General features: G+C 70.0%; 10 protein-coding genes. All 10 read right to left on the bottom strand.

The window, feature by feature from the left end; genetic code table 11:
- Positions 1 to 123 precede the first annotated feature (123 nt).
- The 10 genes from FSYMDG_RS10200 to FSYMDG_RS10155 all read right to left on the bottom strand — a co-directional run bounded on the left by FSYMDG_RS10200 (position 124) and on the right by FSYMDG_RS10155 (position 14211).
- The gene (locus FSYMDG_RS10200) at positions 124 to 1923 is read right to left on the bottom strand and encodes an acyclic terpene utilization AtuA family protein (RefSeq protein ID WP_050803757.1); all 1800 of its coding nucleotides are present in this window, start codon (positions 1921 to 1923) and stop codon (positions 124 to 126) included.
- A gap of 55 nt (positions 1924 to 1978) precedes the next feature.
- Entirely contained in the window at positions 1979 to 2776 is a 798-nt protein-coding gene (locus tag FSYMDG_RS10195; protein WP_013873444.1) for a TIGR03084 family metal-binding protein, read from the bottom strand.
- A gap of 64 nt (positions 2777 to 2840) precedes the next feature.
- Complete coding sequence (locus FSYMDG_RS10190) at positions 2841 to 4829, bottom strand: biotin carboxylase N-terminal domain-containing protein (protein ID WP_013873443.1); 1989 nt, start codon at positions 4827 to 4829, stop codon at positions 2841 to 2843.
- Between the two features lie 5 nt (positions 4830 to 4834).
- A complete protein-coding gene (locus FSYMDG_RS10185) occupies positions 4835 to 6469 on the bottom strand; it encodes an acyl-CoA carboxylase subunit beta (RefSeq protein WP_013873442.1) in 1635 nt (544 codons plus the stop codon).
- Between the two features lie 10 nt (positions 6470 to 6479).
- Positions 6480 to 7634, bottom strand: coding sequence for an acyl-CoA dehydrogenase family protein (locus tag FSYMDG_RS10180; protein ID WP_013873441.1), 1155 nt, complete (start codon positions 7632 to 7634; stop codon positions 6480 to 6482).
- A gap of 230 nt (positions 7635 to 7864) precedes the next feature.
- Positions 7865 to 8275, bottom strand: a complete 411-nt coding sequence (locus FSYMDG_RS10175; RefSeq protein ID WP_043603389.1) for a transposase — start codon at positions 8273 to 8275, stop codon at positions 7865 to 7867.
- Positions 8276 to 8618: 343 nt separating this feature from the next.
- The gene (locus FSYMDG_RS10170; RefSeq protein WP_013873438.1) at positions 8619 to 10787 is read right to left on the bottom strand and encodes a 3-hydroxyacyl-CoA dehydrogenase NAD-binding domain-containing protein; all 2169 of its coding nucleotides are present in this window, start codon (positions 10785 to 10787) and stop codon (positions 8619 to 8621) included.
- Positions 10788 to 10816: 29 nt separating this feature from the next.
- Positions 10817 to 12028, bottom strand: a complete 1212-nt coding sequence (locus FSYMDG_RS10165) for an acetyl-CoA C-acetyltransferase (RefSeq protein ID WP_043605993.1) — start codon at positions 12026 to 12028, stop codon at positions 10817 to 10819.
- A 144-nt stretch (positions 12029 to 12172) separates the two neighbouring features.
- The gene (locus FSYMDG_RS10160; protein WP_013873436.1) at positions 12173 to 13684 is read right to left on the bottom strand and encodes an aldehyde dehydrogenase family protein; all 1512 of its coding nucleotides are present in this window, start codon (positions 13682 to 13684) and stop codon (positions 12173 to 12175) included.
- 47 nt (positions 13685 to 13731) lie between these two features.
- Positions 13732 to 14211, bottom strand: coding sequence for a flavin reductase family protein (locus FSYMDG_RS10155; RefSeq protein ID WP_013873435.1), 480 nt, complete (start codon positions 14209 to 14211; stop codon positions 13732 to 13734).
- Positions 14212 to 14333 lie beyond the last annotated feature (122 nt).

The following is a 14333-nucleotide window of genomic DNA, read 5'->3' as shown; positions in this document are numbered from 1 at the left end:
GGTCTGCCCTTCGGTGTGAGACAGCCGACCGGCCTACCGGTACCGCGGGGAACGTCGCGACGAACTCGACGTCGCCACGTCCCCGCCGCGTTCCCACCGGGCCTTCGCCGGAGGAGATCGTTCCTACCGGACGAGCTCGGCGGGTACGTCGATGTGGCGAGAACGCACGTACTCGCCGAAACCCTTCGCCTGCGGGTCGGGGCGGGTCGCCGAGGCGACCCCCTCCCCCAGCAGCCCGACGACGACGAAGTTGAGCGCACGCAGGTTCGCCAGCTCGTACCTGCGGATCTCCAGGCTGGCGGCCTCCGGTACCAGTTCGGCGAACTTCCGCGTGGTCAGCTCGGCGGCGAGCCAGGCGTAGGTGGCGTCGTCCCGGGCCCAGATACCCACGTTCGCGTTGCCGCCCTTGTCCCCGGAGCGGGCGCCGGCCAGACGCCCGAGCGGGACCCGCACCCGTTCGCCCGTGCCCACCGGCGGGGTGGTCGTCACGCCCACGGGCTCCTCCGCGGCGGCCGGGGGCTGCGGCGCCGACGGGCTGTGCTCGATGACGAACTCGGAGCCGTCGTCGAGCACGACCCGCTGGGTGACGACGTCCCGGGCGACGAGCGTGGGCCAGTAGACGCCGTACGCGCTCTCGCTGGTGGGTGGTGTCGTGGTGTGGAAGCCGGCATAACCCCCCAGCGGGAGGGCCATGGTCGCGTTCGAGAAGGACCGGCCGACACGCGCGGGATCACGGTCCTTGACCGTGACCTGCAGGTGCGCGGTCGCCAGCGCGTTGATCTCGGCGTTGTCGTGGTCGAAGCGCAGCAGCCGCACGTCGACGGCGTCGAAGGAGTCCTCGCCGCCGAGGATGTCGAACAGCTCCTGGCGGGCCCACGCGGCCTTCTCCTCGATGTCGAGGCCGGTGATGACCAGGGTCATCGTGTTGCGGTAGCCGCCGAGGTAGTTCACGGCGACCTTCAGCTTGTCCGACGGGGCGCTGCCGCGGGTGCCGCTGAGCAGCACCCGGTCCGGGCCCTCCTGCGTCAGCTCGGCGGTGTCGAAATGGGCGACGACGTCGGGGTTGGCGTACGCAGGGCCGGCGATCTCGTAGAGCAGCTGGGCCGTGACCGTGCCGACCGAGACCAGGCCGCCGGTGTCGGGGTGCTTGGTGATCACGCTGCTGCCGTCGGCGGCCACCTCCGCGATGGGGAATCCCGGGTAGCGCCGGTCGGTGACCTCCGACAGGAACCCGTAGTTGCCGCCGCAGGCCTGCGGGCCGCACTCGATCACGTGGCCCGCCGCGACCGCTCCGGCGAGCTGGTCCCAGTCGGTCCGTCCCCAGCGATGCCACCAGGCCGCGGGGCCGACCACGAGGGACGCGTCGGTCACCCGGGGCGTCACGACGATGTCGGCGCCCGCCTCCAGCGCGGCGGCGATGCCCCATCCGCCGAGATAGGCGTTGGCGGTCACCGGCTGCACGCCCAGCTCGGCGAGCTTGCGTCCGGTGTCGAGGTTGACGAACGGCTCGCCGGCCGCCTGCAGCTCGTCGATGCGGCCCACGAGATCGTCACCGGTGACGTAGGCGACGCGGGGGGAGAGCCCAAGGCCCGCGGCGAGCTTGGTCACCTGCTCGGCCAGGCCACGGGGGTTGAGGCCGCCGGCGTTAGCGACGATCTTGATGCCGCGTTCCAGGCTGGTGGCCAGCACCTGCTCAAGCTGGGTGAGGAAGGTGCGGGCGTACCCGGCCTCGGGGTCGCGACGCCGGGCCTTCCACAGGATCAGCATCGTCAGCTCGGCGAGGTAGTCGCCGGTCAGCACGTCGATCGGGCCACCGTCGACCATCTGCTTCGCGGCGTCGATACGGTCCCCGTAGAAACCCGAGCAGTTGGCGATGCGTACCGGACGCCGCTGTGCGGCCGGTGTGGTCACGTGCGGCACCATCCTTCCTGCGAGGCCGATGGGACGGCCGACGAGGGGGTTGCTGAGGGGATCGCTGTCACGGGTGCTGCCCACCGGGGGGACGCCCCGGGCCCGGCGGCCCGGCGAAGACCTGGGCGATCTCGAGGAAGCGGGCCGCGGTGGCCCCGGTGGCCCGCAGGCCGAGGTCCGCGTGGTGGCGACGCTGGGTGACGAGCAGGCAGAAGTCGAGCGCCGGGCCGGTGATGACGTCGGCCGCGTCCGGCGGCCCCCACTGCCACAGCGAGCCGTCGGGGGCGGTGAGGCTGATCCGGATCGGGCTGTCGGGCGGGGGCAGCTGCCGGACGACGAAGCTCCAGCGGACCGTCGCGACGCCGAGGTGCGCGATGTGGCGCAGCCGGGCGGTCGGCTCACGCCGCACCCCCAGGGCGTCGGCGACGTCCTGCCCGTGCGCCCAGGTCTCCATCAGCCGGGCGGTGGCGGAGCTCGGGGCGCTCATCGGCGGGCCGAACCAGGGCAGCTTCGTCCCGGGCTCGACCGCCCCCAGCGTGTCCAGCAGTGTGCCGCGCGCCTGCTCGAACCAGGTGAGCAGCTTGCTGCCCGAGCGGTCCCGGTACCACAGGGCGACGTGCGCGGCGAAGTCCTCACCGAGGCCGGTCAGCTTCTTCACCTCGATGTCGAAGCGGTCCGGGTCGGTCGCGGCGAGCGTTGTCACGTCGTCGAAGTACGCCAGATGGCTGACCTGGTCCTTGATGTCCCAGCCGGCGGCCGGTGTCGGCGTGAGCCAGTCGGGCTCGTCAAGGCCGCGCAGCGCAGCCGTCAGCTCCTCGGTCTCGGCTGCCAGGTCGGCCAGCAGCGGGCCGATGTCGGCGGCCATCAGCGTCCGCTCCAGACCGGCGTGCGCTTCTCCCGGAACGCCCGGTTGCGGGTGACCGGTGCCGTCATGACTGTTCACCGTCGGCGGCGAGCACGGCCAGGACATGGCCGCCGTCGACGGTCTGGCCCTGGCGTGCGTTGATCTCCACCACCACGCCGTCCTGGGGGGCGGTGACGGTGTGCTCCATCTTCATCGCCTCCAGGACCAGCACCACGTCACCGGTGGTGACGGTCGCGCCCTCCTCCACGACGACCCGCACGACCGTGCCCGGCATGGGGGCGACCAGCGAGCCCGGGGCGACGTTCGCGCCCGGTTCGACGAACCGTGGGACCTCCCGCGCCACGGTCGAGGCGCCGCGGCCGTCGAGGTGGAAGACGGCCCCGTCGCGGGTCACGTACACGGTCGCGCGGACACCGTCGACGGTGATGTCGACCAGGCCGGCGTCGATGCGGTGGACCAGCGCCTCCAGCGCGCGGCCGTCCACACTGGCCTCGACCCGGTTGCCGTACTGGCGGTAGCGGACCTCGATCGCCCTGCCAGCCACCTCCAGCACGGTGCGCTGGGCCTCGGTCGGGACGTTGCGCCACCCCGGCGGCAGCGTCGGCAGCACCGCGTTCGCCCGGCGCCGCGTGGCATCGGTGAGCGTGGCCGCCAGCAGATGGGTCGCCAGGACGTCGTCGGGCAGGGCCGGAGTGCTCAGCGCCACCGGGTCGTGCCGGTTGAGATACCCGGTGTCGATGGCGCCGGCGCGGAACTCCTCCTCGCGCAGGATGCCCACCAGCAGCTCACGGTTGGTGGTCACGCCGTCCACCCGGGTGCGGGCGAGGGCCCGGCCGAGGCGGCGGATGGCGTCCGCCCGGGTCGGGCCGTGCGCGATGACCTTGGCGAGCATCGGGTCGTAGTGCACGCCGATCACCGACCCGTCGGCGATCCCGCTGTCGACGCGGATCCCCGTCAGCGCCGGCACCTCGAAGTGGTGCACCGTCCCGGTCGCCGGCAGGAAGCCGGCCGGGACGTCCTCGGCGTACAGCCGGACCTCGATGGCGTGCCCGTTGATGCGCGCCTGGCGCAGCTCGTCGGGCAGGGGCGCGCCCTCGGCCACCAGCAGCTGGGCGCGGACGAGGTCGAGGCCGGTTATCTCCTCGGTGACCGGATGCTCGACCTGCAGCCGCGTGTTCACCTCGAGGAAGAAGAACTGCCCCTGCTGGTCGAGGACGAACTCCACCGTCCCGGCACCGACGTAGCCGATCGCGTTCGCGGCGGCGACCGCGGCCGAGCCGAGGCGCTCGCGCAGCTCGTCGTCGACGGCGACTGAGGGGGCCTCCTCGATGATCTTCTGGTAGCGGCGCTGGATGGAGCACTCCCGCTCGAACAGGTGCACCGCGTTGCCGTGCTGGTCGGCGAAGATCTGCACCTCGATGTGCCGGGGACGCTCGACGTAGTGCTCCAGGAACACCGTCGCGTTCCCGAACGCCGAGGCCGCCTCGCGCTGCGCGCCGGCGACCGCCTCCGCGAGCTCGTCGACCTGGCGGACGATGCGCATGCCGCGTCCGCCACCGCCGTAGGCGGCCTTGACCAGCAGCGGGAACGCCAGGTCCGCGGCGGCCTGGGAGAGCTGTCCGCCGTCGGCGAGCAGGTCGGCGTCGATGACCAGGCCGGGCAGGACGGGCACCCCGGCCTTGTCCATCAGTTCCTTCGCCCTGGTCTTCGACCCCATCGCGTCGATGGCGTCCGGGGGTGGCCCGACGAAGGTGATGCCGGCGTCGGCACAGGCCCGAGCGAAGTCGGCGTTCTCCGACAGGAAGCCGTAGCCGGGGTGGATCGCGTCGGCCCCGGTGCGCTGGGCGGCGGCGATCACCAGGTCGCCCCGCAGGTACGTCTCGGTCGGGGTCGCGCCGGGCAGCCGGACCGCCTCGTCGGCCTCGCGGGCGAACGGGGCGTCGGCGTCCGGGTCGGAGAAGACCGCGACCGTGGCGATGTCCAGCTCGTGGGCGGTGCGGATGATCCTCGAAGCGATCTCACCGCGGTTGGCAATCAGCAGCTTGGTGACCACAGCACTCACATCCTGAAGACGCCGTAGCCGCGGCGCCCCTCGATCGGGCCCGAATGAGCGGCGGACAGGGCGATACCGAGCACGGTGCGGGTGTCGCGGGGGTCGAGGACACCGTCGTCGTAGAGCTTGCCACTCATGAAGAACGAGTGTGACTCGGCGCTGATCTGACCTTCGATCTCCTCGCGGCGCCGGTCGTCGGCCTCCTGGTCGAACGGCCGGCCGGCCGCGGCCGCCGCGGCCTTGCCGACGATCGACAGCACGCCGGCGAGCTGGGCGGCGCCCATGACGGCGCACTTGGCGCCCACCCAGGCGAACATCAGCCGCGGGTCGTAGGCCCGACCGGACATGCCGTAGTTGCCGGCGCCGAACGAGGCGGCCATGTTGACGGTCAGATGCGGCACGCGGCTGTTGGTGACGGCATTGATCATCTTGGCGCCGTCCTTGATGATGCCGCCCTGCTCGTAGGCCGCGCCGACCATGTATCCGGTGGTGTTCTGCAGGAACACCACCGGCGTGTCGGCCTGGTTGGCCAGCAGGATGAACTCCGAGGCCTTCTTGGCCTCCTCGCTGAACAGCACGCCGTTGGCGTTGGCCAGCACCCCGACCGGGAAGCCGTGGATGGAGGCCCAGCCGGTCACGATGCTCGTGCCGTAGTCGGGCTTGTACTCACCGAAGCGAGAGCCGTCGACGACCCGGGCGAGCACCTCGCGTGGGTCGAAGGGAACACGGAAGTCCGACGGCGCGATCCCGAGCAGCTCGTCGGGATCGTAGAGGGGCGGGTCGGCCGGCAGGCTCGGGCCGGGGCCGAGCTTCCGCCAGTTGATCTCGGAGAGGATGCGCCGGCCGATGCGGATCGCGTCCTGCTCGTCGACGGCGAAGTGGTCGGCGAGCCCGGAGACCCGGGCGTGCATCGCGGCGCCGCCGAGGTCCTCGTCGTTCGACTCCTCGCCGGTGGCCATCTTCACCAGCGGGGGGCCGCCGAGGAACACCTTGGCCTGCTGGTCCACGAGCACGGTGTAGTCACACATACCCGGTACGTACGCACCGCCCGCGGTGGAGTTACCGAACACGAGCGCGATGGTGGGAATGCCCAGTGCCGAGAGCTCGGACAGGTCGTGGAAGATCTTCCCGGCCTGGACGAACAGGTCGGCCTGGTTCGGCAGGTCGGCACCACCGGACTCGACGAGGTTCACCACCGGCAGCCGGTTGCGCCGGGCGATCTCGAGCGCACGTAGCGTCTTCTTCAACGAGTAGGGGTTCATCGCGCCGCCACGCACGGTCGGATCATGCGCGAGGATCACGACCTCGACACCGGAGACCACTCCGATGCCGCTGACGACGCTTGCCCCGACAGCGAACTCACTCCCCCACGCGGCGAGCGTGGACAGCTCCAGGAACGGTGCGTCGCGGTCGAGCAACAGCTCGATCCGCTCACGTACCAGCAGCCGGCCCCTGTCGTGGTGCCGCTGCCGGTAGCGTTGTCCACCGCCTGCCCGCGCGAGATCCAACTGGTCGTCGAGCTCGGCCAGAAACTTCAACTGGGCCGCACGGTTGGTGCGGTACAGCTCCGAGGCTGTGTTGAGGCGGGACCGCAACGGGGTGCCTTCAACTGCCCTGGGGTGGGTGGCGACGATCGTCATGTACATCCCCTCAGTACGACCGAGGAAGGCCGAGGCTGTGCTGCGCGACGTAATTGAGAATCATTTCCCGGTTGACTGGCGCGATGCGCAGTGTCCGGGCCAGTCCCCACAGCGGCACCAGACCGTACTCGACGGACATGCCGTTGCCACCATGGGTCTGAATAGCCTGGTCCACGGCGGCGAGCGCGGCCTCCGCGGCGGCGTACTTCGCTATGTTCGACGGCTCGCCCGCGGGCAGGCCGTGGTCGTGTGTCCAGGCCGCCTTGTGGGTCATCAACGCGGCCAGGTCGGTTTCGATCTTTGCTTTCGCCAGCGGATGTGAAATCCCCTGGTAGGTACCGATCGGCTGGTCCCACACCTGCCGGTTGCGCGCGTAGTCGACGGCTTTGCCCAGCGCGTACCGGGCAATCCCCACGCACAGCGCGGCACCGGTGATCCGCTCCGGGTTCAGACCGTGGAAAACCTGCCGGAACCCGTCCCCCTCGTCGCCGACAAGCGCGTCGGAGGCGACCCGGGCGCTGTCGAAGAAGAGGGTGAACTGCCGCTCGGGAATCTGCGCGGCAACCGGCAGCGGGTGGGCGGTCAGACCGGGGGTGTCGGTCGGCACGACGAACAGCGACAGGCGCGCCCTGCCGCTGGCCTCGTCAGTGCCGGTACGGGCCACCACCAGGACGGCGGCGGCGTCGTCAAAACCGGAAATGTAGTACTTCTGGCCGGTGAGAAGCCAGTCGTCACCATCCCGGACGGCCCGTGTCGAGATCCGGTGGGTGTTCGAGCCCGCGTCGGGCTCGGTGATGGCGAAGACAATCTTGTGAGCACCGGAGGACAGGCCCGGCAGCCAGCGCTGCTTCTGGTCGGCGCTGCCGAAACGGGCGATCACCTCGCCGGAGATCGCCGACGAGACGAGCAGGAGCAGCAGCGGGCAGCCCGCCGCCGCGCTCTCCTCGGTGACGGCGGCGAGTTCGACGATGCCGCCGCCCCCGCCGCCATACTCCTCGGGGAGGTTCACGCCTATGAAGCCCGCTTCGGCAAGCGCCGCCCATATCTCACTGGTCGGCTTTCTGGCCTCCGAGCGCTCGGTGTAGTAGGCGCCACCAAACGGTTTGGAGATCGCCGCGACCGTCTCCCGCAGAGCCCGCAGCTCCGCGTCCTCACCGAAGTCCACACCGTCTCCAAGGATTGTTCATCAGCTCGTGAGCCAGGGGCAGCGCGGTCATATCCCCTGGGTCACGGACTCGTCGGCCGCTGTCACCCGCCAGCCTTCCCCGGGCAGCTGTTGTGACGGACACGAGCTTTCCCGGTAGCGCCGATAGTACGTGGACCGGGAGCGGCCGACCGCGGCACAGGCCGCCGTCACACCGATCTGGGGCACCAGTACGGCCATTGCGTCCGCTATCAGCCGTTCTGCTTCTGTGAGAAGGTCGGCACACCGACGTCGCTGGGCGCGCTCCTGGACAACGTCGCCAAGAGCGCGTGCAGTTTTCCCTGGACGTCGATCACGAGCCGGGCCTTCGCCAACTCCTTCTCCAACCGCCCGTTCTTCGCACGCAGTTCGGCCAGTTCGCTGTCCCGGGCGTCCGCCGGCGGCCGGCCGATCGGCCGGGACAGCTCCGCCAACGCGCCGGCGTCCCGGGCTCGGCGCCACACCGCGATATGCGCGGCGTAGAGCTGCTCCCGGCGCAGAATGGCGCCCTTCGCACCCGGTGTCGTCGCCGCCTCGTACTCCGCCAGGATCGCCAGTTTGTAATCGGCACTGAACGAGCGCTTACGCGCCCTCCCCTGCGCCTGCGGACCAGGCCGACCCACCCGGTCACCATCGGGCGGCCGGCCGTCATCGACTACGTCTGGCCTGATGCTCAGCCCCACGGACACCGACATCCACTCCCTTCCACCTGGCTGCGTTTCCCTCAAGGCTTCCGGCTGTGCGACACAAGCATCACACAGCCTTCAGCCGGCGTTTCCCCCGCGGCTTCCAACCGTGCGACACAAGGGCCGCACGGCTTTCAACCAGTACTCCTTGAGGGCCTCCGGCCGTGCGACACGAAAAACATGACGGACATTGATCCACCGTATGTGGCGGCGCAATATCCTGCCGTATGCACAACGACGCTGTCGCACGTACAACAGTCATTTCGGTGCCGGTCCCTCCCTATGCGTACGACGCGCCCGCGGCCGCCGCCCGCACCAGGGAGTCCGGCGGGGTGAACCGTTCGCCGTAACGCTCGGCCAGCTCGTTCGCCCGCGCCACGAATCCGGCTGTTCCGCCCTTGTACTGGTCGATGTACTGGAACACTCCACCGGTCCACGAGGGGAAACCGATGCCGAACAACGAGCCGATGTTGGCATCGGGTATCGAGGTGATGACCCCCTCGTCCCGCGCGCGGACGGCCTCCAGCGTCTCGGCGAACAGCAGCCGCTCCTTGAGATCCTCGAACGGGATCGTGCGGCCCGGTACCCGGAACGCCTCATGAAGGCCCGGCCACAGTCCCTGCCGGCCGCCGGAGTCGTCGTATTCGTAGAAACCGGCGCCGCCGGAACGGCCCGGCCGCCCGAACTCGTCGATCAGCCGGTCGATGACCGCCTCCGCCGCGTGCTCCTTCCAGACCCCGCCGGCGGCCTCGACCGCGGCCCTGGCCTCCTGGCGGATCTTCCTCGGCAGGGTCAGCGTGAGCTCGTCGATGAGCTGCAGCGCGCCGGCGGGATAGCCGGCCTGCAACGCGGCCTGCTCGATGCTGGCGGGAGCGATGCCGTCACCGACGGCCGCGACCGCCTCGTTGAGGAAGGCGATGATGACCCGACTGGTGAAGAACCCGCGGCTGTCGTTGACGACGATGGGCGTCTTGCGGATCTGCTGCACGAAGTCGAAGACCCTGGCCAGGGTGCGCTCCGAGGTGCGCTCACCCTTGATGATCTCGACCAGGGCCATCCGGTCGACCGGTGAGAAGAAGTGGATGCCGATGAAGTCCTCCGGCCGCTGGACCCCCTGCGCCAGCAGGGTGATCGGCAGGGTCGAGGTGTTCGACCCGAGCACCGCGTCCGGATCGACGATCTCCTCGATCTCGCCGAAGACCTTGTGCTTGAGCTCGACGCTCTCGAAGACCGCCTCGACGACGAAGTCGACCCCGGCGAAGTCGGCCGGATCCTCCGTCGGCAGGATTCGGCCGAGTATCGCGTCCGCCTCTGCCTGCGGCGTCTTCCCCTTGGCCACCGCCCTGGAGAGGGTCTTCTCGACACCGGCCTTGCCACGCTCGGCGGCGGCGAGGCTGACGTCCTTCAGGACCACCTCGATCCCGACCTTCGCCGCCGCGTAGGCGATACCCGCGCCCATCATCCCGGCCCCGAGAACACCGACCTTGCGCGCCTGGAAGCGGTCGAACCCGGCCGGCCGGCTACCACCGGCCTTGATGTGCTGGGTGTCGAAGAAGAACGCCTGGATCAGGTTCTTGGCCACCTGGCCGGTGGCCAGGTGGATCAGGTACCGGGTCTCGATCAGCGACGCCGTGTCGGCGTCGACCTGCGCGCCCTCCACGGCGGCGGCGACGATGGCCCGCGGCGCCTGAAGTGGCGAGCCGCCGAGCTGGGCACGCAGCTTGGCTGTCAGGCTGGGCAGGACCGGCGCCAGCGACGGGGAGTCCGGTGCCCCGCCGGGTATCTGGAAGCCCTTGACGTCCCACGGCTGGCGCGCCTCGGGGTTCTTCTGGATCCACTCCTTGGCCCGGGGGACCAGCTCGGGGATGGTCGCCACGATCTCGTCGACCAGCCCGACCTCGACCGCGTCGGCCGGGCTGAACCGGGTGCCGGGCAGCAGCACCTTGTTCAGGGCGTCGACGACGCCGAGGATGCGCACGGTCCGCACCACCCCGCCGCAGCCGGGCAGCAGCCCGAGCCCGACCTCCGGCAGACCGATCTGGTTGCCCGGGACGTCGGCGGCGATCCGGTGGTGGGTGGCCAGCCCGAGCTCGAGACCGCCGCCGAGGGCGGCGCCGTTGAAGGCGGCCACGACCGGCCGGTCGTAGGTCTCCAGGGCGCGCAGCAGCCCCTTGATCCGGTTGAGGTGCGCGGTGAACTCCGCGGCGTCCTCCTTGCGCAGCGCCCTGAGCTCGTTGAGGTTGCCGCCGGCGAAGAAGGTCTTCTTCGCGGACGTGAGAACGACCCCGGTGATCGTCTCCTTCTCCCGCTCGAGCCTGTCGACGGCTGCCTGCAACGACTCGACGAAGTCCCGGTTGAGGGTGTTCGCCGAAGCCTGCGGGTCATCCAGGGTCAACACGACAACGCCGTCGGGGTCGTGCGCCCATTGGATGGTTTCTGTGTACGCCATAGTCGGTCCACCCGTATCCGTCGACATGTTCACACGCGCTCGATGATCGTGGCCACGCCCATACCACCGCCGATGCACAGCGTGATGAGCCCCCGACGCTGCTCCCTGCGCTCGAGTTCGTCGAGCACGGTGGAGACCAGCATCCCGCCGGTGGCACCGAGCGGGTGCCCCATCGCGATCGCCCCGCCGTTGACGTTCACGTTCTCTTCGGGGATCTTCAGATCCCCGATCCACTTGAGTACCACCGACGCGAACGCCTCGTTGAGCTCGAAGATGTCGATGTCGTCCAGGGTCAGCCCGGCGGTGGCGAGCACCTTCTCCGTCGCCGGCTTCGGCCCGGTCAGCATGATGGTCGGGTCGGCCCCGCTGATCGCCGTGGCGACAACCCTGCCGCGCGGTGTCAGGCCGAGTTCCCTGCCCGCCTGCTCCCCACCGATGAGCAGCAGCGACGCGCCGTCGACGATGCCCGAGGAGTTCCCCCCGGTGTGGACATGGTTGATCTTCTCGACCTCGTGGTACTTCTGCAGCGCGACGGCGTCGAACCCGCCCGAGCGGCCGAGACCTTCGAAGGACGGCTTCAGCCCGCCGAGGGACTCCACTGTCGAGCCGGGCCGGCGGTGCTCGTCGTGCTCCAGGATCACGACCCCGTTGACGTCCCTGACCGGTACCACCGAACGTGCGAAGTAGCCGTTGCGCCAGGCCGCGTCCGCGCGGTCCTGCGAACGCACGGCGTACGCGTCCACGTCCTCGCGGCTGAAGCCCTCGATCGTGGCGATGAGGTCGGCGCCGATGCCCTGCGGGACGAAGTAGTGGTCATAGGTCGTGACCGGGTCGTTGAACAGCGGTCCGCCGTCGGAGAGTATCCCCACCCGCGACATCGACTCGACGCCGCCGGCGAAGACCAGCCGGTCCCACCCCGAGCGCACCTTCTGGGCCGCGATGTTGGTCGCTTCCAGGCCCGAGGCGCAGAAACGGTTGACCTGTATTCCGCCCACCGTGTCGGGCAGGCCGGCCGCGATCGCCGCCGCCTTCGCGATGTCACCGCCCTGGTCCCCGATCGGGGAGACAACTCCCAGGACCACGTCATCGACGTATGCCGGATCCAGTTGCGGAAGCCGCTGTTTCACCTCGTCTATGAGGCCCACCACGAGGTCCAGCGGCTTCGTGCCATGCAGCGCCCCTTTCTTTCCCTTTCCTCGAGGGGTCCGAACCGCCTCGTAGATGTACGCCTCGGCTGACACGATCAGGTTCCCTTTCTGGGATGTCGCCGACACCGGCGACGGCAGTCGTTCATACCCGGCTCACGCCGGATGGACGCGCCGTCGGCATCGGCGCGCGGTGCCGACAGGGTGTCGGCACCGCGCTGTTTCCTTCAGGCCCGTCACTTATGCGGGCGGCGTCCCCAGTACCAGGGCGAACGCCGCCCGGTTCTCCAGTCCGCCGCTGCGGTCGACCGCGATGTACTTCTGCTCGGTGTAGGCGTCGAGCGCGTTCGGGCCACCCTCGCGCCCCAGGCCGCTCTGCTTGTAGCCGCCGAACGGGTAGGCCGGGTTGATCACGTGCCAGTCGTTGACGTAGACCATGCCGGCGTCCAGCTGCCGGGCCACGTCCAGCGCCCGGGACTCGTCACGTCCCCACACCCCGGCCGACAGGCCGTAGTTCGTGTCGTTGGCAATCTTGATCGCCTCGTCCACGGAGTCGTAGGTCAGCACGGTCAGCACCGGGCCGAAGACCTCTTCCCGGGCGATGCGCTGGTCGTTGGTGACGTCCGTGACGATGGTCGGCTCCACCCAGTTCCCGGTGGCGAACTCCGGCCCCTGCGGCACCCCGCCGCCGAGCGCGATGGTGGCGCCGTCCGCCCGGGCGGACTCGATGTAGCCCAGGATGCGGTCCCGCTGCCCGGAGCTGATCACCGGGCCGACGTCGGTGGCGAGGTCCAGCGGGTTGCCGAGCTTGAGGGTCTTCGCCCGCTCCACCAGCCTGGTGAGGAACTCCTCCTTCAGGCTGTTCGGCACCAGCAGCCTGGTTCCCGCCTCGCAGGCCTGCCCGTTGTTGGCCAGGGCCGCGAACAGCGCTCCGTCGACGGCCAGTGGCACGTCCGCGTCGTCGAGGACGACGTTCGGCCCCTTGCCGCCGAGCTCGAGGGTGACCCGCTTGACCGTGTCGGCGGACTTGCTCAGGATGCTCTTGCCCACCTCGGTCGACCCGGTGAAGGCCACCTTGCGGACGTCCGGGTGGCCGCTGAGGTGGGCGCCCACCGGGTCGCCGTCACCGGTGACGAGGTTCAGCACGCCCTTGGGCAGACCGGCGGCCTCGAACTCCTTGGCCAGCTCGAGCGCGACCAGCGGCGAGTGCTCGTCGGGCTTGAGCACGACGGTGTTGCCCGCGGCCAGCGCCGGGCCGACCTTCCAGACGATGACCAGCAGCGGGATGTTCCACGGCACGATCGCGGCCACCACGCCCAGCGGCTCGCGGCGCAGCACACCCACGGCCGGGATCGGCCCGATCTCGGGCCCGTTCTTCTCGAACTCGTAGGTCGTCGCGAGGTCGGCGATGTAACGCAGCTGGGCGATGGACAGGCCAAGGTGCAGGGCCCCGGTGACGCGGATCGTCGCGCCGTTCTCCCGGGTCTGCAGGGCCGCCAACTCCTGCAGCCGCTTCTCCAGGCGGTCCGCGACCGCGTGCAGCACCGCGGCACGCTCCTGCGGCGGGGTACGCCGCCACTGCCCCGCCTCGTGCGCGGCCTTGGCGGCGGCAACCGCCCGGTCCACGTCGGCGGTCCCGCCCTTGGCGACCGTTGCCACCAGCTCGTCCGTCGCGGGACTGCGAATCTCGTACTTCTCGGCGGAGTCGACCCATTCTCCGTCGATGAACAACCCGTAATGCGGTACGGACACCTTGTCCTCCTTTGGACGCGGATGGCTTGTGATGCCGGCCAGCCAGGCTAGTCCAGCGACCGGATACGCCGATACTTGCTCCGGTAGTAGAGGAGCGGATCGCGCTCCCCGGGGGTCTGGAGGGACTCCACGTGACAGGTGACGATGTGGTGGTCGCCCCCGTCGTAGACCGTGGCTATCCGGGCGCCGATGTGGGCGACGGCGCTGTCCAGCGCCGGCGCGCCGTTGGGCAGCAGCGTCCAGCCGACGCCGGCGAACTTGTCCGCGCCGCTGCGCGCGAACCCGTTGCTGACCTCGTCCTGCCCCTCGCTCAGGATGTTGATGCACAGGCTGTCCGCCGCCGCCACCGAAGGCCACGACGTGGACGACTTGGCCGGGCAGAACAGCACCAGCGGCGGCTGCAGGGACAGCGACGTGAACGACTGGCAGGTCAGGCCGGCCGGCCTGTCCCCGACTATCGCCGTCACGACGACGACCCCGCTCGCGAAACGCGAAAGGACGTCGCGAAAATGGGCGGGGTCCACCACGGAAGTCTCCGGGCCGGGATGGCCGGTACTGCTTTGAGCACTCATCGTCATTCCCATGGCTTGGGGGTTCTTCCTCGTCTCGCGCCGATCGGTCTGGTGTTCACCCTGATCAGACGGCCAGG

This window comes from Candidatus Protofrankia datiscae (assembly GCF_000177615.2).
Classification (GTDB): Bacteria; Actinomycetota; Actinomycetes; order Frankiales; family Frankiaceae; genus Protofrankia; species Protofrankia coriariae.
The sequence above is the reverse complement of the archived record's forward strand: the minus strand, read 5'-3'. Positions and strand labels throughout refer to the sequence as shown.